The sequence below is a fragment of the Thermodesulfovibrio sp. 3462-1 genome, assembly GCF_040451425.1.
Classification (GTDB): domain Bacteria; phylum Nitrospirota; class Thermodesulfovibrionia; order Thermodesulfovibrionales; family Thermodesulfovibrionaceae; genus Thermodesulfovibrio; species Thermodesulfovibrio obliviosus.
This window is the reverse complement of record NZ_CP144374.1, coordinates 544,995-568,735: the sequence shown is the minus strand read 5'-3', so window position 1 is coordinate 568,735 and position 23,741 is coordinate 544,995. Positions and strand designations below refer to the sequence as shown.

The 23,741-nt window shown below is 35.7% G+C and carries 24 protein-coding genes; 14 read left to right on the top strand and 10 right to left on the bottom strand.

All coding sequences use genetic code 11. The annotated features are described in order from the left end of the window. Window position 1: 1 nt before the first annotated feature. The 5 genes from mdh to V4D31_RS02880 form a co-directional block, all read right to left on the bottom strand. The gene (mdh, locus tag V4D31_RS02900; RefSeq protein WP_353686745.1) at window positions 2-940 is read right to left on the bottom strand and encodes a malate dehydrogenase; all 939 of its coding nucleotides are present in this window, start codon (window positions 938-940) and stop codon (window positions 2-4) included. Next, a complete protein-coding gene (gene fabD / locus V4D31_RS02895; protein WP_353686744.1) occupies window positions 937-1,854 on the bottom strand; it encodes an ACP S-malonyltransferase in 918 nt (305 codons plus the stop codon). The genes mdh and fabD overlap by 4 nt, the downstream gene beginning before the upstream one ends. Then, window positions 1,851-3,032: an electron transfer flavoprotein subunit alpha gene (locus tag V4D31_RS02890; RefSeq protein ID WP_353686743.1), complete on the bottom strand. Its 1,182-nt coding sequence runs from the start codon at window positions 3,030-3,032 to the stop codon at window positions 1,851-1,853. The genes fabD and V4D31_RS02890 overlap by 4 nt, the downstream gene beginning before the upstream one ends. Continuing rightward, window positions 3,023-3,805: an electron transfer flavoprotein subunit beta/FixA family protein gene (locus V4D31_RS02885; RefSeq protein WP_353686742.1), complete on the bottom strand. Its 783-nt coding sequence runs from the start codon at window positions 3,803-3,805 to the stop codon at window positions 3,023-3,025. The genes V4D31_RS02890 and V4D31_RS02885 overlap by 10 nt, the downstream gene beginning before the upstream one ends. 88 nt (window positions 3,806-3,893) lie before the next feature. Next, window positions 3,894-4,442, bottom strand: a complete 549-nt coding sequence (locus V4D31_RS02880; RefSeq protein WP_353686741.1) for a DUF996 domain-containing protein — start codon at window positions 4,440-4,442, stop codon at window positions 3,894-3,896. 208 nt (window positions 4,443-4,650) lie between these two features. On the opposite strand from V4D31_RS02880, the gene hpt reads away from it, so the two are divergent. Genes hpt through V4D31_RS02860 form a run of 4 tightly spaced genes read left to right on the top strand, consistent with a single transcriptional unit; the run spans window position 4,651 to window position 8,002 of the window. Further along, entirely contained in the window at window positions 4,651-5,175 is a 525-nt protein-coding gene (gene hpt / locus V4D31_RS02875) for a hypoxanthine phosphoribosyltransferase (RefSeq protein WP_353686740.1), read from the top strand. Window positions 5,176-5,178: 3 nt separating this feature from the next. Beyond that, window positions 5,179-5,547 (top strand): 6-carboxytetrahydropterin synthase QueD, encoded by a 369-nt coding sequence (gene queD / locus V4D31_RS02870; RefSeq protein ID WP_353686739.1) that lies wholly within the window; start codon window positions 5,179-5,181, stop codon window positions 5,545-5,547. After that, window positions 5,522-6,829, top strand: a complete 1,308-nt coding sequence (locus V4D31_RS02865; protein WP_353686738.1) for a metallopeptidase TldD-related protein — start codon at window positions 5,522-5,524, stop codon at window positions 6,827-6,829. Before queD ends, V4D31_RS02865 begins: the two co-directional genes overlap by 26 nt. Before the next feature lie 12 nt (window positions 6,830-6,841). After that, complete coding sequence (locus V4D31_RS02860; RefSeq protein WP_353686737.1) at window positions 6,842-8,002, top strand: acyl-CoA dehydrogenase family protein; 1,161 nt, start codon at window positions 6,842-6,844, stop codon at window positions 8,000-8,002. Here V4D31_RS02860 and V4D31_RS02855 read toward each other — a convergent pair. The 4 genes from V4D31_RS02855 to V4D31_RS02840 are packed head-to-tail and all read right to left on the bottom strand — an operon-like array spanning window position 7,982 to window position 12,351. Continuing rightward, complete coding sequence (locus V4D31_RS02855) at window positions 7,982-9,037, bottom strand: SAM-dependent methyltransferase (RefSeq protein ID WP_353686736.1); 1,056 nt, start codon at window positions 9,035-9,037, stop codon at window positions 7,982-7,984. The two genes, V4D31_RS02860 and V4D31_RS02855, sit on opposite strands and share 21 nt — an antisense overlap. After that, the gene (nadA, locus tag V4D31_RS02850) at window positions 9,037-9,948 is read right to left on the bottom strand and encodes a quinolinate synthase NadA (protein WP_353686735.1); all 912 of its coding nucleotides are present in this window, start codon (window positions 9,946-9,948) and stop codon (window positions 9,037-9,039) included. The genes V4D31_RS02855 and nadA overlap by 1 nt, the downstream gene beginning before the upstream one ends. Then, window positions 9,933-10,604 (bottom strand): lytic transglycosylase domain-containing protein, encoded by a 672-nt coding sequence (locus tag V4D31_RS02845; RefSeq protein WP_353686734.1) that lies wholly within the window; start codon window positions 10,602-10,604, stop codon window positions 9,933-9,935. Before V4D31_RS02845 ends, nadA begins: the two co-directional genes overlap by 16 nt. Window positions 10,605-10,653: 49 nt before the next feature. Beyond that, a complete protein-coding gene (locus tag V4D31_RS02840) occupies window positions 10,654-12,351 on the bottom strand; it encodes an AarF/ABC1/UbiB kinase family protein (protein ID WP_353686733.1) in 1,698 nt (565 codons plus the stop codon). A gap of 408 nt (window positions 12,352-12,759) precedes the next feature. Here V4D31_RS02840 and V4D31_RS02835 point away from each other — a divergent pair, with 408 nt between their 5' ends. The 10 genes from V4D31_RS02835 (at window position 12,760) to V4D31_RS02790 (ending at window position 22,898) form a co-directional block, all read left to right on the top strand. Continuing rightward, window positions 12,760-13,026: a co-chaperone GroES gene (locus V4D31_RS02835; RefSeq protein ID WP_353684277.1), complete on the top strand. Its 267-nt coding sequence runs from the start codon at window positions 12,760-12,762 to the stop codon at window positions 13,024-13,026. Window positions 13,027-13,043: 17 nt separating this feature from the next. After that, a complete protein-coding gene (groL, locus tag V4D31_RS02830) occupies window positions 13,044-14,666 on the top strand; it encodes a chaperonin GroEL (protein WP_353686732.1) in 1,623 nt (540 codons plus the stop codon). A 77-nt stretch (window positions 14,667-14,743) separates the two neighbouring features. Beyond that, the gene (locus V4D31_RS02825) at window positions 14,744-15,403 is read left to right on the top strand and encodes a response regulator transcription factor (RefSeq protein ID WP_353686731.1); all 660 of its coding nucleotides are present in this window, start codon (window positions 14,744-14,746) and stop codon (window positions 15,401-15,403) included. A gap of 4 nt (window positions 15,404-15,407) precedes the next feature. Further along, window positions 15,408-16,301: a hypothetical protein gene (locus V4D31_RS02820; RefSeq protein ID WP_353686730.1), complete on the top strand. Its 894-nt coding sequence runs from the start codon at window positions 15,408-15,410 to the stop codon at window positions 16,299-16,301. Between the two features lie 155 nt (window positions 16,302-16,456). Continuing rightward, complete coding sequence (locus V4D31_RS02815) at window positions 16,457-16,750, top strand: hypothetical protein (RefSeq protein ID WP_353686729.1); 294 nt, start codon at window positions 16,457-16,459, stop codon at window positions 16,748-16,750. A 47-nt stretch (window positions 16,751-16,797) separates the two neighbouring features. Continuing rightward, complete coding sequence (locus V4D31_RS02810) at window positions 16,798-20,475, top strand: PilC/PilY family type IV pilus protein (protein ID WP_353686728.1); 3,678 nt, start codon at window positions 16,798-16,800, stop codon at window positions 20,473-20,475. Further along, complete coding sequence (locus V4D31_RS02805; protein ID WP_353686727.1) at window positions 20,460-20,930, top strand: prepilin-type N-terminal cleavage/methylation domain-containing protein; 471 nt, start codon at window positions 20,460-20,462, stop codon at window positions 20,928-20,930. The genes V4D31_RS02810 and V4D31_RS02805 overlap by 16 nt, the downstream gene beginning before the upstream one ends. Then, complete coding sequence (locus V4D31_RS02800; protein WP_353686726.1) at window positions 20,918-21,529, top strand: prepilin-type N-terminal cleavage/methylation domain-containing protein; 612 nt, start codon at window positions 20,918-20,920, stop codon at window positions 21,527-21,529. The genes V4D31_RS02805 and V4D31_RS02800 overlap by 13 nt, the downstream gene beginning before the upstream one ends. After that, window positions 21,526-22,452, top strand: a complete 927-nt coding sequence (locus V4D31_RS02795) for a prepilin-type N-terminal cleavage/methylation domain-containing protein (protein WP_353686725.1) — start codon at window positions 21,526-21,528, stop codon at window positions 22,450-22,452. Before V4D31_RS02800 ends, V4D31_RS02795 begins: the two co-directional genes overlap by 4 nt. After that, window positions 22,407-22,898, top strand: a complete 492-nt coding sequence (locus tag V4D31_RS02790; protein WP_353686724.1) for a hypothetical protein — start codon at window positions 22,407-22,409, stop codon at window positions 22,896-22,898. The genes V4D31_RS02795 and V4D31_RS02790 overlap by 46 nt, the downstream gene beginning before the upstream one ends. A gap of 7 nt (window positions 22,899-22,905) precedes the next feature. On the opposite strand, the gene V4D31_RS02785 is transcribed toward V4D31_RS02790, so the two are convergent. Next, window positions 22,906-23,712, bottom strand: a complete 807-nt coding sequence (locus V4D31_RS02785; RefSeq protein WP_353686723.1) for a chordopoxvirus fusion protein — start codon at window positions 23,710-23,712, stop codon at window positions 22,906-22,908. Window positions 23,713-23,741: the final 29 nt, after the last annotated feature.

Here is a 23,741-nt window from a genome sequence, read left to right as displayed (position 1 = left end):
TTTATATCTTACCCTCCTCTTTGAGAATTTTTATCATATTGCTTACTTCCTCTGTAGAGTTTGCAAACGCTGATTTTTCTTCTTCTGTAAGTTCAAACTCAATTATTTTTTCCAATCCCTGTTTACCAAGCACAACCGGCACTCCATTAAATACATCCTTTGCACCATATTCTCCGTCAAGATAAACAGAGCATGGCAACAGTCTTTTTTCATCAAGAATTATCGCCTTTACCATCTCAAAGGTTGATTGAGCAGGAGCATAATAGGCAGAGCCTGTTTTAAGAAGAGAGACAATTTCAGCACCACCTTCACGAGTTCTTTGGACAAGAGAGGAAATTCTGTCCTGTGAAAGCCATTTTGAAAGAGGAATACCTTTTACAGTTGTAAATCTTACAAGAGGAACCATGTAAAGTCCATGCCCACCAAGCACAATTGTTTCTATGTCCCTCGGTGAAACTCCAAGTTCCATTGAAATGAATGTTTTAAATCTCGCTGAATCGAGAATTCCTCCCATGCCAAGAACCCTCTGTCTTTGCACACCTGAGATTGCAAGGGTTACATAAGCCATTACATCCATTGGATTTGTAACAACTATGTATATTGCCTGAGGACAGATCGGTGCAAGTTTATTTACAATTCCTCCAACAATTTCAGCGTTTGCCATGAGAAGGTCTTTTCTCCTCATTCCGGGTTTTCTTGCCAGTCCGGCTGTAATTACTACAATATCAGAGCCTGCAAGATCATCAAGATTGTTTGTTCCTGTAATATATGCTTTTATGCCCAATACAGCGGTATTCTGGAGAATATCAAGCGCTTTGCCCTGAGGCATTCCCTCAACAATATCGTAAAGCAGTACATCACATAATCCACTGTTCGCAGCAAATAAAGCAAGAGTTGCGCCCACATTTCCTGCGCCTACAATTCCGAGTTTTTTTCTCATTTTAAATCCTCCTTTTTAACACTCTTTAAATCGTTCAAACTCTCTACATTGTAAGTTTTAACTGTCGGATCAATTCTCTTTATAAGTCCGGAAAGAACTTTTCCAGGACCAATCTCTATGAATGTATTTACTCCCTTTGAAATCATGTATTTTACACAATCCTGCCATCTGACAGGGCTGTAAAGCTGTTTTACAAGAGCATTCTGCACAGCCTCAGCATCTTCAGTTGCCTCTGCAGAAACATTGTTTACAATTGGAAATTTTGAATTATTAAAACTAAATTTTTTCAAATACTTTTCAAACTCCTGAGCCACATCTTTCATAAGCATGCAATGAGATGGAATACTTACCTGAAGCGGCACAACCTTTTTAGCTCCCTTTTGTTTTGCAAGCTCAGAGGCTTTTTTAACTCCCTCTGTGTGTCCTGAGATTACAATCTGTCCAGGACAGTTTAAATTTGCCAGGTCAACATAAAAATCTGTAATACTTTCACAGATTTGTTTAAGAATATTTTCATCAAGCCCTAAAACAGCAGCCATGCTACCAACGCCCTCTGGCTGAGCTTTTTGCATAAGCTCGCCTCTTTTTCTTGTAATTTTCACAGCATCTTCAAAGGAGAAAACACCTCCACAAACTGCAGCTGTGTATTCTCCAAGTGAATGTCCTGCCACAAAAACAGGTGATATTCCTGAAGCTAAAACCTCTCTCAGCAAAGCATAAGATACAGTGAGTATGGCTGGCTGGGTGTTTTCTGTTTTGTTGAGTTCTTCCTGAGGTCCTTCAATACATAGCTTTGCAAGGTCAAAACCAAGAATTTCACCGGCTAATTTAAATAAATCTCCTGCAACTTCTAATAAATCCTTACCCATTCCAACATACTGTGAACCCTGTCCGGGAAAAACAAAGGCTATCATTCGGAGACTCCTTCTTTAAGTTTTCTTATCATTAAAGGCACTATCTCTTTTACATCACCAACAATTCCATAGGTTGCCACATTAAATATTGGTGCATTGGGGTCTTTGTTTATTGCAACAATTATATCGCTGGATTGCATTCCTACAAGATGTTGAACAGCTCCAGAGATCCCACAGGCTATATAAAGCTTTGGACAGACTGTTTTTCCAGTTTGTCCAACCTGATGAGCATAGGGAATCCAGCCTTCATCAACTGCTGCACGGGAAGCTCCAACTGTTCCACCAAGAAGATTTGCAAGCTCCCAGAGCATTTTAAAGCCTTCAGGTCCACCAATTCCTCTGCCACCTGAAACAATAACCTTTGCATCCTGAAGATTTACCTTGCACAAAGATGTATCTTTAACTCTTTCAAGAATTTTAACCCTGCCTGTTGGCTCAAGAGCTTCAACTTTTATTATTTCACCTTTTTTGTCTGGATTGTATTCACCTCTTTTCATTACTCGAGGTCTTACAGTAGCAATCTGAGGTCTGCTTGTTGGAGAAACAATTGTTGCCATTATATTTCCACCAAATGCAGGACGAATCTGAAGAAGATTTCCTGTTTCTTTGTCAATTTCAAGACCTGTGCAGTCTGCTGTAAGTCCGACCCTCAGTCTTGCTGCAACTCTTGGAATAAAAGAGCGACCTATGGCTGTTGCTCCTGCAAGAAGTATTTCAGGTTTATGCTGATTTATTAATTTTACAAGAGTTTTGGCGTATAATTCATCATCCAGATTAGAGTACTCAGAATCATCGATATAGTAAACTTTATCAGCCCCCCATTTAATAAGTTCTTCTATTTCTTTGGACTGTCCAAATACGACTGCAGAAAGCTCTGTTTGGAGTTCATCTGCAAGTTTTCTTCCGATTCCAAGCAATTCATATGCTACAGAGGCAATTCTGCCCTGTGATTGCTCTGCAAATATCCATATCCCTTTAAAATCTTCCTGTTTTATTTCTTCTCTTTGTCTTTCATCAATTATTGCAGATTCTGGACATGAATCTATACAGGCACCACAAAGAGTGCATGCTTCTGTTATAAATGCTTTAAAATTTCTCAATTCAATTGCTCCAAAGGGACATACATTTACACAGGTTCCACAGCCTGTGCATTTATCTATATCAATTCTTATAAGCATCCCAACCTCCTCAGTTCTTTAAGAAGTATGTTAACCTGTTCGTCAGGTGTGCCTTCAAGAATTCTTCTTTCACCTCTTGGTGGAGGTGCAAATATGTTTTTAACCATTGTTGGAGAACCTTTAAGTCCAATTCTGTCTTGTTCTGCTTCAATGTCATCAGCATTCCATCTTGGAATTACTGCTTTTTTAGCCATCATTTTGCCCCTTATTGAAGGTGGACGGGGATTGTTTAATTCTTTTACCACTGTAATCAATGCAGGCAAGCAAATCCATATTTTTTCATAACAATCATCCATAAGTCTTTCAACAATCATTTCTTGAGAGTCAATTTTTTCAATTTTCCTTACATATGCAACATGGGGAATCTCAAGAAACTCTGCCATTTCTGGTCCAACCTGAGCAGTATCACCATCAATTGCCTGTTTTCCACAGATTATCAAATCAAAACCGATTTTTTTTGCTGCCTTAGAAAGGGTATAAGCAGTTGCCCATGTATCTGCTCCTGCAAAGCGTCTGTCTGTAAGTAAAACTGCATCATCAACACCCATTGATATTGCTTCTCTAAGCACCTCTTCAGCTTGAAGTGGTCCCATCGTAACAGCTGTAACTTTTCCAGATGTAACCTCTTTAATCTGCAGTGCAGCTTCAACAGCATGCAAATCATAGGGATTCATGATGCTTGGAACGCCCTCTCTTATAAGAGTGTTTGTTTTTGGATCAATTTTTACTTCTGTAACATCTGGAACCTGCTTAATGCAGACAATAATTCTCATTAGCTCCTCCAGCAAGTTTTTTTATAGAGAAAACTTTGCATGAGACTTAAATTAAAATTATACTTTACAATTAAAATCTCTTTCAAATTTATACAGTATTTTTTCCTTCATAATGCTCTGGAAGACTGAAAAAAGCTATTGCAAGCAGTATCCATCCTACAAAGATCGCAATAGCACCTAAACCAAAAAGTATAATTCCAACAGCACCCCAGAACATGAAAATGCCTGCGAGACTGAAAAGATTTATCTGAGTGTACTGATGTAAAAGATTAAAACATTGGCGATAAAAATACATTCCAGTAATATTTAAAGCATAAAAAATAAGGAAGAAAAAAATTAATCCACCTGTAGGAATATGGTTCATGCCGTGATAAAAATTGCCCATCATTAAAGGTATCATTGAAAACATTCCAAAGATAAATGCAAGGAGTATTCCTGCTGTGCTAATCAAGAACCCAGTTAAAAACTTATTAAAGATATTCTTATCTGAAAAAATCTGAGCCAGTTTATTGATGGCAATAAACAACAAAACAATCCCCGCTATACCTAATAACCAGCCTATCCAGGGTATAAAACCCAAAATAATAAAAATAGACCCGAGCCCTCCTAAAATTTTTTCATTACCTACCTGTGCCATTTTTTCCTCCTCATAAATTTTTATACATTATACACGATTTTTTTATTTTATATAAGATTGCCATGAGGATTAAGCTGGATTGAACGACTTTAAAGAGCAAGAGCTGTCAAAAAATCTCTGAGAAACGAAAGTGAGTTTTCTATCGGTAATTGTCAGAAAGATTCAAATTCTTTCTAAAAATATTTATTTTTTGTTATAATGTTTAACTATGTTTATAGGAACACCGCTTATTACAGAAGAGCAGATTCAAAAAAAAGTTAAAGAACTCGCATATAAAATTTCCTTAGACTATGCCAATAAAGACTTAGTTGTAATAGGTATTTTAAAAGGTTCATTCATGTTTTTTTCAGATCTAATACGATATATTCAAACACCTCTAAAGGTGGATTTCATTATTGCATCCAGTTATATAAAAGATAAATCATCTGGTGAAGTAAAAATCTATTATTTTCCAAAAGAAGAGATTCAGGGGAAAGATATACTTCTCGTTGATGATATTATTGATACAGGATTTTCTTTAAAAACCATAAGAGAAAAAATTCTTTCAATGAATCCATCTTCCTTAAAAATATGCGTTTTCTTAGATAAAACAGAAAGAAGAATTGTTGATGTTCCTGTGGACTACATTGGCTTTAAAATTCCTAATAAATTTGTTGTTGGTTACGGGCTTGATTATCAGGAGATGTTCAGAAATCTTCCTTATATAACAGTATTTAAGAAAGAAATCAAATAAATAATGTACAAATTAAAGATCATTACAGGATTTGATGCTGCTCATCAGCTAAGAGGTTACAAAGGAAAATGTGAGAATATTCACGGACACAACTGGAAGGTTGAAGTAGAGGTAATTGCTGAAAATCTTAATGAAATCGGTATTGCTATTGATTTTAAAGAATTAAAAGGAATCACTGAAGAGATAATCTCCAGACTTGACCATTCCTTTATAAATCAGATTTCTCCATTTACTGAGATAAATCCCTCAAGTGAAAATATAGCAAGATGGATATACATATCTTTGAGGGATAAATTAAGCCAAGTTCCTGTGAAACTTTACAGTGTTACTGTATGGGAGTCCGATTATGCCTCAGCAACATATTTTGAATGAAATTTTAAATAAACTTCCTCACATTAATGCTGATTGGGAAATTTATTTTTTAAGAAAAAAGATTTATTCAGCGGAAGGCAAGGATTTAGATGTTGATAAAAAAAAGAATGCCATTAAGGAGTTTTTCTCAATAAGAATAATAAAAGATAAAAAAGCTGGAATGTCAAGTTGCACTACATTGGATAAAATTCCAGAGGCATTGCAGCAGGCAACTGAAATTGCCAGAATATCTGAACCAGACGAATTCTTAACTCTTCCAGAACCCCAACAAATAAAAAAACTACGAGTCTTTGACGAAGAATTAATAACCATAAAAGAAAACCTGCCTCAGATACTGATAGACATGCAAAAATCCGCTTTTTTTGATAGAAAAATTAAAAAACTCAGAAACGCAGAGATAAATATTACGATTGAGGAAAAGGGCATAATAAATTCAAAAGGACTCTCTGTTTATGAGCCTTTTACTGCTGTTACAGCACATATCATAGCCATTGCTGAGGAGCATGACTCACAGATGGGATGGTCTTACAGGACAGAAAGATTTTTAAAAAACATTAAGTTTGAAGAAGTTGCCTGTGAAGCAGGGAAAAAAGCTTTGATGCTTCTTAATCCAAAAAAAATTAAATCTTTTAAAGGGTTTGCAGTTTTAGAGCCCTTTGTTGCTTCTGAATTTCTTGAACTTATAAGTCATTCTCTCTCTGCAGAAAACTATCAAATTGGCAGGTCTTTATTCACAGAAAAACTCGGACAGATGGTTATAAATGAAAAATTGAACATTATTGACAATGGATTGCTTCCTGAAAGATTTGGTTCATCACCCTTTGATGGTGAAGGTGTTCCCACCACAGAAAAATTTATAGTGAAAAATGGTGTTTTAGTATCACTTTTGCACAATACATATACAGCCCAGCGTGCAGGAACATCATCTACAGGAAATGCTATAAGAACAGACAGAGGAGTATCAGTAGGACCAACGAACCTTTATATTGAAACAGTAGCAACCTCTGTAGAGGATTTAATAAAACAGGTTGACAGAGGAATCTACATTTTGGAGGTTATGGGCATGCATACAGCAAATCCTGTTAGTGGAGATTTTTCTGTTGGCATTTCTGGAATTTACATAGAAAATGGAGAATTAAAATATCCTGTAAAGGAGTCAGTATACTCCGGTAATATTCAGGAGCTTTTCAAGAATATTAAGGCAGCAGGAAATGATTTAAAATTCTTTGGAAATATCGGGTCTCCAACCCTTCTTATTGAGGGTGCAGATATATCAGGTTAAAGGAGGTCAGAGGTGGATTACTTTTTAACTGAAGAACAAAGAATGATAAAAGACCTGGCAAGGCAGATTGCAGAGGAGCATGTTAAACCTGTAAGAGCAGAACTTGATGAAACAGGTGAATTCCCATGGGAAATTATGAATACTCTTGCGCAGGCAGATATGTTCAGGGTATTTATTCCACAAGAATATGGTGGTCTTGGCACAGGAAGCCTTGAACTATGTCTTGTTGTCGAAGAGCTCTCAAGAGTCTGTCTCGGAGTTTCAACTACCTATGCTGCTAATGCTCTTGGAACTTATCCAATTCTTCTTTTTGGAACTGAAGAACAAAAGAAAAAATACTTACCAGACATAGCAGATGGCAAGCGCCTTGTTGCTTTTGCACTTACAGAACCAAATGCTGGAAGCGATGCAGGAGGAATTCAGACAACTGCTACAAAGGATGGAGATTACTACATTCTCAATGGCAGAAAACAATGGATAACAAATGGTGGAGAAGCAGAAATTTATACAGTCATTGCTTTAACTGATAAAGCTAAAGGTCCAAGAGGTGCATCAGCATTTATCGTTGAAAAAGGAACTCCTGGATTTAGTTTCGGCAAAAAAGAAAATAAAATGGGAATAAGAGCATCGGCAACAAGAGAGTTAATATTTGAAGATTGCAGAATTCCAAAGGAAAATCTTCTCGGAAAAGAAGGTATGGGATTTATTGTTGCCATGAAAACACTTGACCAGAGCCGTGTTGGAGTTGGAGCACAGGGAGTTGGAGTTGCTCAGGGTGCTTTTGAAGAAGCTGCAAAGTTTGCTAAGCAGAGAATACAATTCGGTCAGCCTGTTATAAGTTTTCAGGCAGTGCAACACATGCTTGCAGACATGGCAATTCAGATTGAAGCTGCAAGAGCCCTTGTTTATTCCGTTGCAAGATACATTGACAGTGGAGCAAAGGATATTACAAAGGTTTCTGCTATGGCAAAGACCTTTGCAACAGATGTGGCTATGAAAGTGACAGTTGATGCTGTTCAGGTTATGGGTGGCTCAGGATATATGAAGGATTATCCAGTTGAAAAGATGATGCGTGATGCAAAGATTCTTCAAATATATGAGGGAACAAATCAGATTCAGAGAAATGTTATAGGACAGGCAATTATAAAAGAGTTAACGAAAATGGGAATCTAAATTTTTTGATAAAATCATCACTCTATGTGACTCCCCCATTCCCTGGGGGAGCACAAGCCTCTTAAAATGTTGTATTAAATTTTTTTGATAAATCTCCCTTAAAACTGCTTCATCACAAAGGGAAAGAAAAAATTTGCTTTGAGAGAGATGTCCCTCAACCTTAAATCCTGCCTGCTTTGCCCATTTTTCTAATGCTGTAAAATTTACATGGGCTGTTATGTCCTGGTTACCAATGTTTATATAGGGATTTTCAGTAATTGAATGCTTATAATAACAAAGCAGAGTTCCTTTTTTTCTTTCAGGATGATAGTATTCTTGACAATTATAGCCATAGTCAATAATCAAAACAAATCCCTTTTTTAATTTTTTACTGAGAATCTCAATCAATGATTTCATTTTTAAATTTACTTCTGAACGATATCCTTTTATTTTCAAAACCCATGGAGCAAACTCTTCAATATACTGCAAAGTATTTTTCCTGCAGGGCAAAAGAACTTCAATTAATTCATAATCTTTAAAATCTACATAAACCTCCATAATCTCTTCTGATTCAGATATCTCAAAACATCTTACAGGTAAAGCATCAAAAACTTCGTTACATATAAATACTCCAGTAAACGGTTCTAAATCTTCAATTGAGTTTACCCATTGAGTTTTATCAGAGTGTTGTTTAAGATTTTGCTGCTGTAAATCTTTTAGCGATGGATTTATTTCTACGAGATTGTATTTGAGAGGAATTGAGATTTCATCAAGAATGTCTTTTGCAAGATATCCCATTCCAGGACCTATTTCAGTCACTGTAAAATCCTGAGGACAATTAAGATTTTGATAAACATTTTCTACCTCTTTACTCAATAAAAAACCAAATACTGAACTAAGATGAGAAGCTGTAAAAAAATCTCCCTGCCTTCCAATTTTTATATCAGCTCTTGTGTAGTAACCAAGCTCCGGGAAATAAAGAGCCATTTCCATAAAATCTTCAAAGGAAATGGCACCGCATTTTTTTATCTTTTCAATGATTATTTTCTTAAGCATCAAGACACAAGAGTGAACATTCTCTGAACTGCTTCATAGGCTTTTATTCTTATGTCTTCAGGAACTTTAATTACATATTGATTTTCTTTTAGTGCTAAAAGAACGCTCTCAAGAGTTGTGAATTTCATATTTGGGCATATCATTGTGCTTTTAAGAGGATAAAAATTCTTCCCAGGATTTTCTTTTTTTAGCCTGTAAAGAAGTCCAATTTCTGTGCCAATTATAAATTCTTTAGCCTGTGAGGCTTTTGCAAACCTTACCATTCCACTGGTAGAGGCAACATGATCTGCAAGTTCAATAACTTCAGGACGGCATTCAGGATGAACAACTACCAGAGCATCTGGATGAACTTTTTTAGTACGAATCACATCTTCCTTTTTTATCATGTGATGAGTTGGACAGAATCCATTCCATGCAATAATTTCCTTATATGGAACCTGTTTTTTTACCCAGTCTGCCAGGTTTTTATCAGGAACAAAGATAATTGAGTCAAATGGAACTACTTTTACAATCTGAGGAGCATTGGCAGAGGTGCAGCATGCGTAACTTAATGCTTTGACCTCAGCAGTAGTATTAACATAAGAAATAACAGGTGATGAAGGATATTTTTTTATCCATTCTTTGAGTTCTTTGACATCTACTGTATCTGCCATAGGACATCCAGCCTCAATTTCAGGAAGCAGAACTGTTTTATCAGGATTAAGTATTGCAGCAGTTTCAGCCATAAAATGAACTCCGCAGAAAACAATAACATCACATTGAACCTGAACTGCCTGTCTGCTTAATTCAAGAGAATCTCCAACAAAATCGGCAATATCCTGTATCTCCTCCCGCTGATAATTATGGGCAAGAATTATGGCATTCCTCTGTTTTTTTAGTCTTTTTATTTCTTCTATTATTGTGTTGTCCATATGTAAAGATCCTCCCTGTTTGTGTATATAACAGTTCCATCAGAAAGCACAACAGCTTTAATTGGTCTTTTAATGTTATACCGGGAAGAACTTCCAGAATATCTTAAAGATATTCTTCTTACATAGTTCTTTGTTTCTGCAATATTTGGAATTCTTCCAAGAGTTTCAACAAGACCGGGTCCAGCATTATAGGCAGCAAGGGCAAGTTGAAAATTCCCATTAAATTTTTCAATAAGATATTTCATATATCTTATTCCACCATCTATATTTTGCACAGGATCAAAGGGATCTTTTACACCCATAAGAATTGCTGTACCTGGCATAAGCTGCATTACTCCCATTGCACCCTTTGGTGAAACTGCATAGAGATTCCAGCCGCTTTCCTCCCTTATCATCTCTTTTATTAATCTTGGGTCTACTCCGTAAAATCTTGATCTTTCCTCAACAATCTTTTCAAGCTCCTGTCTTGATATTGCTGAAACTGTGTTTGATGAAGAAAATTTTTTGATTTTGTATGATTTTTTCAAAGATATTTTGTTCTCACATATATTTGTATAGACTCTTTCACCATCAATTATCTTGACACAAATTCTATCAGCAAAGGCATTACAGGTTACAAACATTAAAAATACCACTATTTGCAAAAGTATAAACATGTTAAATTATATCAAAAAAATTCTTCTAACAGCAAAACAACTTCCTGCATTACAATTTCCCTGATCTGATTATTGATATGATCAACCACAAACCAAGAAAAAATGCAAAAACACCTGTAATAAGCCCAAAAAGAGAAATTCCATATATTAAAGGTTTTACCTCAGTTGCATGCATTATTGCTGAACTTAGTATCATAGCACTTACAATAAGAGCAAAGGCAATTTTATTGCTTGCTTTATCAATATCTTTGATAAATTCAGGAAGATTAACATGATACATGCGAACAGTTATCTCATCTTTAACTGCCTTCCTGAGAAGAGTTTTCAATTGAAAAGGAATATTTAAAGCTGCCTCTTTAAATTCATTCAGTCCTTTAAGAGTTTTGTTCAGATAAAACTCTGGATGCAGTCTCTTAGATATGATTTTTTTTGCATAGGGCTTCAGTAATTCAATAATAGATATTTTTGGACAAAGCTGTCTTGTCAATCCTTCAAGCATTATTAAAACCTTGTCAATCAATAAGAGTTCAGGAAGAAATCTCAATCTGTGCTTTAATGCTACTTTCATGATTGATTCAATAAGTTCTGATATTTTAATCTCCTCAATTCTGTAGGTATAAATTGGGAAAAGTAGTTCTTCTATATCTTCCTTGAGTTCTTCTTTAAGTTTTTCTTTATCAATCTCTTCAGGAATAATACCGAGTTTGAGATACTCTGTTATTAATTTGTCAGTGTTCTGATTTATTATTGCCAGTGCTACATTTGCATAAGCTTCTTTGAATTTTTCATCAATTCTTTGAACTATACCAAAGTCCACAAGAGCTATCTGAAAGTTTTCTGTTACAAGAATATTACCAGGATGTGGGTCACCGTGGAAAAATCCGTGATCAAAAATCTGTTTAAAATACATCTCAATTAGCTTTTTTAAAAGAACTTCAATATCAAATCCTTTTTCTTTAATTGCATCTACATCATCAATTCTTAGTCCTTCAACTTTTTCCATAACAAGAACTTTTTCTGTAGTAAACTCTCTGAAGACATAGGGGATATAAACATCTGGGTCATCTTTAAAATTTTCCCTGAAAATCATAGCATTTCTTGCTTCCCTTCTGAAATCAAGCTCCTTTGTAATAGATCGCGAAAACTCATCAACAATTCCGACAGGATCAAAAATTTTACTTTCAGGAACATGTTTTTCAATAAGTTTTGCAAGACTGTTAAGTATTATAAGGTCAAGCATAATCTGTTGTTTTATCCCTGGCCGTCGCACCTTTACAATGACCTCTTTACCATCCTTTAGTACTGCTTCATGAACCTGAGCAATTGAAGCAGAACCAAGAGGCTCAGGATTAATGCTATCAAAAATTTTTTCAATGCTCACTCCAAGTTCTTTTTCAATGATTTCGTAAACTTTTTCTGTTTCAAATGGAGGAACCCTATCCTGAAGTTTCTTAAATTCCTTTGCATAGGCAATGCTTACAATGTCTGGTCGTGATGAAAGAAGTTGGCCAAGTTTTATAAAAGTAGGACCAAGCTCCTCAAAGGCAATTCTCAGTCTTTCAGCAAGACTCGGGACTTTATAGGATGGCCATCTTCCGAAACTTCTTATTCTTTTCTTTAAAGCTATAAATCTCCCCAGATGAATCTGATCAATTATCTGCCCGAATCCATGTTTTATAAAGACATTAATTATTTCCTGAAGCCTTCTTGCTGAATAATAGGTTTTTTTTATTCTAAAGAAATTCATTTATTGAAACTATTATAACACAGCAGATGCCATTGAAATGATTTTACTGAATTTGCCGATATAAAATCATTTCTTGCGTGATAGCTACATTTTTAGATAGAAACTACAGACAGGGAAAATGTCAAGATTCCTCTTAACAAGTAAACAGTCACTTCGAGCACATTCGCAGGATACAAGGAATCTCTAAATAAACGAAACAGGGCTTGTCTATCTCAAATTAGGATTGAAAGTATTTTAAAGAAAGACAGTAAAAAATGACAAAAAACAAAAATATTGTATAAAAATAGTTAAAAACTGGCTATAAATTGTTTTATTTAACCTTGCCTGGAATCTCAATTTCAGGTTATATTAGCACTCGATAAAGTTAGTTGCTAATAATTCATCAATAAAATAAAAAGGAGGGAGGATATGAAGATTAAGCCACTTAAAGACAGAGTAGTTGTAAAGTTTTCATCTGAAGAGCTTGAAAAAACACCTGGAGGAATCTATGTGCCGGATGTGGCAAAAGAAAAACCTCAGAAAGGCACGGTGATTGAAGTTGGTTCAGAGGTAAAAGAGGTAAAAGTAGGTGATACAGTTCTGTTTGACAAATATGCTGGTTCAAAAATCAAAATTGACGATGTAGAGTATTTAATTATTAAAGAAGAAGAAATTCTTGGAATAGTAGAAAAATAAAAAAAGGAGGGGATGATATGGCAGCAAAGCAGTTAATATTTGGTGATTCAGCAAGACAAGCAATTCTTAAAGGCGTTACAATTCTTACAGATGCCGTCAAAGCAACATTAGGACCAAGGGGAAGAAATGTAGTAATTGAGAGAAAATTTGGTTCTCCCAATGTAACAAAAGATGGAGTTACAGTTGCTAAAGAAATAGACCTTAAAGATCCCTTTGAAAACATGGGTGCACAGCTTGTAAGAGAAGTTGCATCAAAAACTTCTGATGTTGCCGGTGATGGAACAACCACAGCAACTGTATTAGCCTATGCAATTTACAAAGAAGGTCTTAAATATGTATCAGCTGGTGCTAATTCAATGGATCTAAAGAGGGGAATTGATAAAGCTGTTGAAGCAGTTGTTGAGGAACTTAAAAAGATTTCAAAGCCTGTTGCAGATAAAAAAGAGATAGCACAGGTAGGAACAATTTCTGCTAATAATGATGCTTCAATTGGTGAACTTATTGCTGAGGCAATGGACAAGGTTGGGAAAGATGGTGTTATTACTGTTGAAGAAGCAAAAGGAATGGCAACAACTCTTGACATAGTTGAGGGAATGCAGTTTGACCGTGGATATATCTCACCATATTTTATAACTGATCCTGAGCGTCTTGAATGTGTTCTTGAGGATGCCTTTATTTTAATTCATGATAAGAAAATTTCAGGCATGAAGGACCTCCTTCCAATTCTTGAGCAGATTGCAAGAATGGGCAAACCCCTTTTAATTATTGCAGAAGATGTTGAAGGTGAAGCTCTTGCCACATTGGTTGTAAACAAGCTAAGAGGAGTGCTTCAGGTTTGTGCAGTAAAAGCACCTGGATTTGGAGAGAGAAGAAAGGCAATGCTTGAGGATATTGCCATTCTTACCGGCGGAACAGTAATTTCAGAGGATCTTGGAATTAAGCTTGAAAATGTAAAGATTGATGACCTCGGAAGAGCAAAGAAAATCATTGTTGACAAAGACAACACCACAATTGTTGAAGGAGCAGGAGATCCTCAGAAGATTCAGGCAAGAATTAAACAGATAAAAGTTCAGATTGAGGAAACAACATCTGATTATGATCGTGAAAAACTTCAGGAACGCCTTGCAAAACTTGCAGGTGGAGTGGCAAGAATCAATGTTGGTGCAGCAACTGAGGCTGAAATGAAAGAAAAGAAAGCAAGAGTAGAGGATGCTTTGAATGCAACAAGGGCTGCTGTTGAAGAAGGAATTGTTCCTGGCGGTGGAGTAGCACTGCTAAGATGTCAGAAAGCTCTTGAGAATTTAAAAGCTGACAATCATGATCAGCAACTTGGTATAGAGATTGTTAAAAAAGCCCTTGAAGAACCAATAAAACAGATTATAGCAAATGCAGGAGTTGAGGCCACCCTAATCGTTGAAAAAGTTAAAGAAAACAGCAACATCAATTTTGGATATGACGCATATCAGGAAAAGTTTGTTGACATGATGGAAGCAGGCATTATTGATCCTACAAAAGTTACAAGAACTGCTCTTCAGAATGCTGCTTCTGTTGCAGGATTGATGCTTACAACTGAAGTTTTAGTATCTGAAATTCCAGAAGAAGAAAAGAAACCTCCAATGCCTTCCCCTGATATGTATTAATTCCAATAAAGGAGCAGACACAATGTCTGCTCCTTATCTTCTTGAAAAACCTTCTGATTTAATGTAATATTCAATTGATGAAAATTCTTCTCATTGAAGACGACAAAGCTCTTGGTGAAAGCATACAGGAGTATTTCAAACTTCATAACATCGAAACAGTATGGATTCACGATGAGAGAAAACTCCCAAATCTTCTTAAAGTTTATGAATTTGATGTGATTGTCCTTGATCTTATGTTAAAATTTTCCCATGGAGAAGATTTAATAACATTTATTAGAGGCAATAAAATAAATACGCCGATTTTAATTCTTACAGCCAAAACCGAGCTTTCAAGCAAAGAAGAATGCTTTTTAAGAGGAGCCGATGATTATCTCTCAAAGCCTTTTGAACCAAAAGAGCTATTACTGAGAGTCAGGGCATTAAGCAAAAGAGTTCAAATAGAAAGTATTTTAAATATCGGAGATGTTACGATCAATATTGATGCAAAAACAATTTGGAAAAATAACAGAGAAATAAAACTTTCAAAAACAGCGTGGGATTTATTAACTCTATTGATAAAAAGAAAGGGAGAAATAGTTAGCTCTGAAACAATTCTAAACTATGTCTGGGGTGGAAAAGCAGTGGGAGATGAAGTTGTAAGAGCTTACATTAAGGAGCTGAGAAAAATTCTGCCTCATGACAGTATTAAAACATACAAAGGAAGAGGATACATGTTAGACAATATAAAGGAGAATTAAGGTATTGAATTTTCAAGTAAAAATATTTCTCACTTTTGCCATATCAGTGGTGCTTATTTTTTCTGTTATAAACTTCATAACAATAAATTTTTTCAAAGAACAGCAACATAAATATGAAGAAGAAATCCTTTCTTTATATAGAGAAATCTTAAAACAAAATAAAAACTATCAGCTTCCTTATTACATAAAAGCATATGAAAATGAATTGTTTTTTGAAGAAAGTTATATCACTGATAGATTCCAGAGATTTTCTAAGACCATATTGATATGGGAAGTTTTACTTATTCTGGTTTTAAGCTATTTGTTCTATAAAATTCTGAATATAATAAGCAGGAAAGAACAGGAAGAAGAAGAATTTCTGAGATTTCTCTTTTTTGTTTTGTCACACAAAATCGGTAATTTTCTCTCAACTCTGAATACAAACATAGAAATATTAAGATTAAACCCAGAAAGCAGAGTTCTTGAAAGAATGCAAACAAGCTGTAATATTATTGGTGCTGAGTTAAAAAAAACAATGGAGACGATCAAAAAACTGCCAAAAACTGCCAGATCAAGACAAAAAATTAATCTGACAGAATTAATTAAAAATGTAAATTCAAAATTTGCATCTGATAAAAAAATCCTTTTTAGTAAGAAAGAAGTTAATGTTTATAACAATTTAGAAGCAATGGAAACCATAGTCTTTTTATTACTTGACAATGCCTTTAGATATGCTCATAGCAAAATTCACATAAAAATTTTCAGGAATGCTGTTGCTATTAGAAACGATTTCACAGAGATTGTCAAAGGCTCTGGACTGGGCTTACAGATCGCAGAATATCTTTGTAGAAGTAACAAACTTCAACTGAAATACAGGGCAAAGGGTGAACATTTTATAGCGGTATTGATTTTTAATTGACAAATAACAATTTCAATTTAGATTAAACTATGGCTGAGGCAGTCTTAGAAAAGAAAAAATACACCTATGCAATTCTTAAAACTTTCACATAACTTTCACGATTTTTATTAATTCATCTAACTATAATGTAAATAAGAAAAAAATAGAGGTTAAAAGTGAGAGGCTCTTTTATTGCCATTTTAATAGTTTTATCAATAATTGTCGTTCCAGTTATCGGCAATTCTGTTGATGAGCTTTTTCTTGCTGGAAAAGTTATACAATATGAACCTGATACTGGTAAAATAAAAATTGAAGTTTTAAGTTCTTCCTGTGCAGGTCTGAGGGAATTTTTAACTGAAAAAGGGCTTCCAAAGGATTTACTTATTAACAAAGTGATTTATTTTGGAATTGATTCATCCGATTGCAATAAGCATAAAATTCATAGAATAACAACTCCTCTTTTAAGGTGATTTATATGAGAAAGCTTTTTTTATTTGTCTTTTTATTTCTGATTTGTTTGCTAATTAAGGATAATCCAGCTGTACAGTCAACTTCAATTGATATGGGAAATTACTGTTATAGTCCTCCATCAATAGCTCAAAGTGCTTCTCCGAATGTTCTATTTGTAATAGATGTAAGTGGTTCAATGTCATGGTGTGCTTATAATCCAGACGCTTCTAAAAGCGGCTGCTGTCTCAACTCATCAGGATGTGGATGGACATACAATGGAAATGAAGAGGGATACTTTAGCCCGGATAAAATTTATCAATATAATTCTTCGACGGGTTATTGGCAAGAAACAACAGGAACTGCTTCTACATGTCCTAACAGGTCTAATGATATAAGTACATCTAAAAAATATCAAGGTGCTTGTCTTAATTTCCTCTATATGAAAAGGGTTGACCTTGTAAGATGGGCAATAACAGGAGGACGCCTTGATTCATGCACATCAAATGATCCAAAAAGATGTGATCCTGAACTTTACGGACAGCCTTCTGCCCAGCTTAGCTGTGATAGTTATGGATGTGTTCTTAAATCAGAATCAGGACAAAGAGTAAAAGTTCCATGGCAAAGGATAACGGATAGTCTAACCTTTCAATTTAGAAATTTAAGTTTGCAACCAAGATTGGGAGTAATGTTTTATAGTGACACAGGTGTAAGAAGTAATAAAGTATACATTGGAGATTTTACTGGAAGTTCTAATTTTGACAGTGTTAATCCATATAAAAATTTAATTGCTGCAATAAACTATGAATCCCCATCTGGTTCAACTCCTACTGCTCCAGCTTTGTGGGATGCATATAACTACTTTGCACAGAATACGCCTGAATATGGAGGTTTTACTCCCCAACAAGGTGCAGGAGATCAGTGGCGTAATCCAATGTATCAATGTTTTGATGAAAATAATAATGGAGTATGTGAGGGAAGCGAGCTCAAGCTTGTAGCATGTGCTAAAAACTTTGTAATACTTCTTACTGATGGACAGTGGAATTATGGTGGAAAGCCGGTGACAAGAACATGCAGTATAAACACAGGATATGAGCGTAATTCAGCAGATCCTGTTGTTCCTGCTTATTGGCTTCACAAAAAGGGATTCACTAATTCAAAAACAAACATTTTTTCCTATGTTGAGGCAATTTATGGCATAGGACTCTGGCTTGGAGGAACAGGAGAAAAATCACTGAAACAGGTTGCCATGTATGGCTCCTTTAATAGAAGCAAACAATGGCCTGACGGTCTTAGTGATTATCCTAAATCATACTGTGGACCAATTGATGATTGTTGTGATGATTCTAACTGCGGTAGAGGAAGCTCATGTGCAAATCTTCCACCATCTTCTTCTGACTGGGATAAAGATGGAGACGGCAAGCCTGATACTTTTTATTCAGCTTCTAATGCAATTGAGATAAAAGAGGCAATAAAAAATGCTTTATTTGACATACTCAGACGAGCTTCCTCTGGTTCTACTGTGGCAACCCTTGCTTCAAGGACAGGAATATCAAGTCTTGTTATTCAGCCATATTTTTATCCAAAATATCAGAGAGATGATGGAACAGAACTAAGCTGGCTTGGATTTTTACGTAGTTTCTGGGTTGACCTAAAACAGAATTTAAGAGAAGACAGTGTGGTAAATAAAATTCTTGATATAGCACAAAATACCTGGGATAAAATTATTCAGTTTATCAAAGTTCAAGACGAGACAAAAATAGCGGTTCTTGTAGGTGATACTGACAGTGGAAACAATGCATGTCAACTTGAAGATATTAAAGACTTAAATCAGGTTAAAGCAGTTTTTGACAGTGGATGCCAGCTTGCACAAAACTCCGCATCAGTAAGAACAATAAAATACAACAAAGACGGAACTCTAACAAATTTCAACACTTCTGAAGCATCATATCTTGCCAGTATCTGGCAGACAGTTGACTCAACAATTGATTCAACAAAGGCTGGCTGCATAATAAGATATCTCAGAGGTGAGGATTTATCAAATGATTCAACATGTAAGAGTCTTCCCTATGTGCAGAGACCGAGAGAATTAAAGATAAGTTCTTTTTGCAATGCAAACCTGACAGCAACATGGAAGCTTGGAGACATAATAAATTCAACCCCTTCGGTTGTCTCTGATCAGCCTGTAAATATTTACCACATAAAATATGGAGATAGCTCCTATGCTGAATTTATTAGAAATAATAGCTATAGAAATCGTCCAACAATTGCGTTTGTTGGAGCAAACGATGGAATGCTTCATGCCTTTAGAGTGGGCACAGCTGTAAATCAGCGAGATCCTGAACACCCTACAAAAATTCAGAATGCACCTAATGATACAGGAACTGATAAAATCGGGCAAGAAGAATGGGCATTTATACCAAAAAATGCCATACCATATTTAATCTGGTATGGAAAATCTGATTACTGCCATGTTCCAACAGTTGATTATAGAACCATTGTTGTTGATGCTAAGATTAACGGACAGTGGAGAACTCTTCTTGTTGGAGCAATGGGATTTGGAGGGAAGGCGATTCCACAGACAAATCCTCAATATTCATCAAGTGTATTTGTGCTTGATATTACTGATCCTACATCACCTCAGCTTGTGTGGGAGAGCCGTCTACCTGATAATACACTCACTCTTTCTTTTCCAGCTGTGTTGAAAGCTGATGATTGGTATTTAGTGATTGGCTCTGGTCCGAATGATCCTAAAGGGGAAAGCTCTTCCACTGCAAAAATATATTTTTTCAGACTTGCTGATGGCTACCTTACAAAAACTCTGACAGTAAAAGACGGGAATCAGACAGTAACAGCAGCAGTTGGCGATATCATGCCTGTTGATTTTGATTTTGACTACTCTGATGATGTGCTTTACTTTGGGACATATACCACAAACTCTGGAAATTTTTACAGGATTTATTTAAAAGGTAAGACCGTATCTGGACTTTCAGATAGTGATATTACTAAAGCTGTTTCAGTTTCAAGGCCAGTATTTGCAGCAGCGAATTTTACTGTTGATGAATTTGGCAAGCTATGGGTATTTTTTGGCACAGGAAGATATCTTAATAATACTGATAAAACAATTTCATATACAAACTACTTTATTGGATTTAAGGATGAATGTAAGGAAAGCGGTTGTAGTTATATTCTGGGTAGTTCAGGAATGGCAAATACAACCAGCACTCAAATTCAGGCAACAGTAACAGAGGTAAAAAAGATCTGCTCCTGTGATTCTTCTGGATGTAGTCAGGTTGATGTTGTTTATGATACAACTGCTGTAACTACAGCAGTTGAACCTGAGCATGGATGGTATTATCAACTTCCTGGAGAGGCTATTATATCTCAGCCGGCTGTGTTTGGAGGAAATGTTGATGTGCTTGTTTTTGCTCCTCCACAAGATATTTGCGCTTATGGAGGAAATACTGAATTGATGGCGTTATATTACAAGACAGGAACTCCTAATCCAAGACCTGCTGTGCTTTCAAGTCTTGCAACCAGTGGAACACAAGGTACTGTAACTGTTTATGCAAAAATTCCTATTGGAAGCGGCGCTCCTCCGTTTGGGAATCCGTTCCAGATTACTCAGGGAACAAGTTCAAAAGAATATACAAAGTTTGTGCAGGTATCAACAGGAGCTGTTTTAAGGATAGGACAACAAGTAGCCCCAGGATATGAAAGCAGGTTCATCTCATGGATAGAAAAATAGCAGGATTCAGCCTTTTTGAGCTTTTGGTGAGTTTTGCTATTCTGTCAATTCTTATGTATGTGGGTATTTCTCAATATGCAAGATATAAAGCAGAAAGAGAGCTTGTGCGTCAGGCAAACATGCTTGCAGATGAAATAAGCTGGATAAGGTCACAGTCAATAGCAAAAGAGCCTCACGGAATAAAAATTGATGTAAAAAACTATATAATATTTAAAGATGATGGAGATTGTCAATTAACTGATAATGATACTATTGTCAGTAGAAATAATTTTTTAACCGGGATTTCAGCAGATACATTAACTGTGGTTTTTGACAGAAGAGGATATTGTTATAATACCAGCTGTGGACTTGGTAGTAGCAGTATTACGCTCAGAAATGATAGAGGATCAACAAGATTAATATGCATCTCTCGGTATGGAAGAATAAGAGTAGAGACAGAGAAATGTCCAGATTAAATAGCAAAGGCTTTACATTGATTGAACTTTTGATTGCAACGATTATTGTTTTAGTTGTCATGCTCGGGCTTTTAAAAGGTATTCTTGAATACGAAAAATTCACTACAAGAGCAAAAATGAAGGACAGAGCAACTGAGATATCAAGACAATTTGCATCTTATATTGAGACTCTTCCCTATGCAAGCGATGGAAGTGGTATTACATCAATACTTTATACAAATAAATCTGAGTGGAATAATGTTCAATGTAGCTCTACATCATGCGTTTTTTTTGAACAACACCCAGAGTTTTACGACATAGGCTCACCAACTCTTTCTAATCCAATTAATGTTTCTTCCAATCTAAGGCTTTATCCATCAGCAAACAATGCTGGCGCACAATGTTCTTGCAAAGGAGGCAACTGTCCTACAACACTTCCAGTATGCACATATGAGGGATTTTCAGGAAGACGAATTTATGTAGCAGTCAATATCGCAAGAATGGTGGATGATTATGGAAGAGAAACTGGCAAGGCAGCATCAGTAATGGTATGGTATTTTGAGCCATTTACAGATGAACTTAAGAAAATGGCAACTCTGGTAATTAAGGAGAAGAAATGAAAAAAGGGTATTCAATTGTTGAAATCCTTATTGTTATTGCTATAATGGGGATTCTGGCTGGAGGGATTATTTCTGCTTATCGCTTTATAGCAAAGGAAAATGTAACAAGGCACTTGTTTGCAAAGCAGGAGTCTGATGTAGCTGTGCTTGTAAATCAACTTTTAAAAGATGTTGAGTCCGCAGGCTTTGGAATTGATGCTAATACATTGGCATCTAACACAACAATATCTGGAGGGACTTTACAATTTCCTTCTTTAGCTTCAAGGGCAGAAAGATGGTCAGGATGCTGGGCAGTAGTGAAGAATGGTACATTAACAATACAAAGTAAGAATTTTTTAGGACAGAACTGTGAGTTTCCCAGTGCATGGTATATTGTCCTTGATCCTGTAAATAAAACAAATTTATGTCCATCAAATTCTGACTATTTATGCAGTGATTTAACAGGTATGAGTGGGATTGCTTTTTATGCTACAACAAACGATGATTATAAATATCCTCAATCTTTTATGGTTATTTATAATCTTACGCAGACAAACTTACCTAAGGAATGCGCCAGTGGAACATGGAATCTTACTAAAACTCTTGGAACACAAGGGCAGCCTGGTTATCAGGCAAAACAGCCAGTTATCTCCTGCGTTTTCCCCAATGGATTTAGAGTCAAAGCAGGAATACAGAGGGGTAATTCAATTAACTATCAAGATGCGGTTTCTTCTTCGGATATTCAAAATCATAATCTTAAGTTATTTCGAATATGCCTGATTTTTCAGGTTGGTTCAGCTCAGAGTACTCCGTCAGCTCAACCAGGGTTTAGTACATTATGCGGAGGAGGTCCTAATATAGATCCTACATGGTGGAATAATACAGGGAGGTGGTATAGATGGAAGGTTATAGAGCAAGATATTTCATTAAACAATTATCAATAAACAATAGAGGAATGGCTCTTTTTTCTGCGATCCTTATAGCTCTTTTTGCATTGTTAGCACTGGCAGGACTTTATTTTGCCCTTATAAAACTGCTTGGCTCATCTCAGACAATAAAAACATATGCTTCAGTGAGAGATGCAGCAGCTGGAGGAGTTCATTCTGCGGTAATAATGATTCAATCAGGTTCATTTAATGAATACAGTCTTGGAGAGTGCACATCTCAGCCTATTGAGATTAATTTTAAACTTTATGGAAGTGATAGGCTTTTTAAAAACAAAATTACAGTGTGTTTAAGTGCATATAAAACTTTACCAGGATATGAAGTAACAGGAGTTGCCTATTCAAAATCAGGCGCAGGTTACAAAGGTTATATTTATACTATAATTTCAGAAGCAGAAGGACCGGAAAACACTCGTTCCAGAGTTGAAGCTATTTATGCAAGATAATTTTTAATTATAGAGGCATTTCATAGGAGAAGTAAATTTTTACGCCTTTTTCTTGAGCATACTGTCTCACAGGTGGTGATGCCTGATAGGTAACTGTTATGAGTATTTTTTCTCCTTTGAGAAGTGATTCAATTTTTTTGATTTTGTTGAGAAAGCTGTCTATGTCTGTCTTTTTAAGCTGGGTTTTGCATTCTCCGAGTATCCATTTTTCTTTACCGTCTGTTCTACCTTTGCCAAAGATGTTTATCTCTTCGTATCTGTTTGGTGAAATTTCAATGTAGTCTCTTTTAATAAAATCTATGGTTTGCAGAGCAAAATCTCTTTTTATTAGTTCAGGTAGTCCTTTGTATGCTCTGTCTTCAAGAACATAACCTACTGTGTGAGTGAGTCCTCCAAGTTGCTCTCTTGTTTTCTTGTGTTCACCTATAAGTTGTCTCAGTTCTTCTTCAGTGCGTTTTTGGGCTTCAGCAAGTTCAGCAATAGTTTGTTCAATTCGGGTAAGTCTTTGTTCGGATTTTGTTTGGGCTTCAGCAAGTTCGTTAAGTCTTTCTTCAGTGCGTTTTTGGGCTTCAGCAAGTTCAGCAATAGTTTGTTCAATTCGGGTAAGTCTTTGTTCGGATTTTCTTTGGGCTTCAGCAAGTTCAGTTACAATGTTTGCCAGTCTTTCAACTTCTTTTTTAAGTTCAAGAAAATCTTCACGTTTTACTACTTCACCTATTGCCTTTTCAATAAGTTTAAGAATTTTCAGAAAAGCAGACCTTATATGCGGATCAAGCTTTTCAAGTTCTTCAATTATTTCACTGCTGAATAGCATAATTTAGTATACTATTTTTTCGCAGTGAA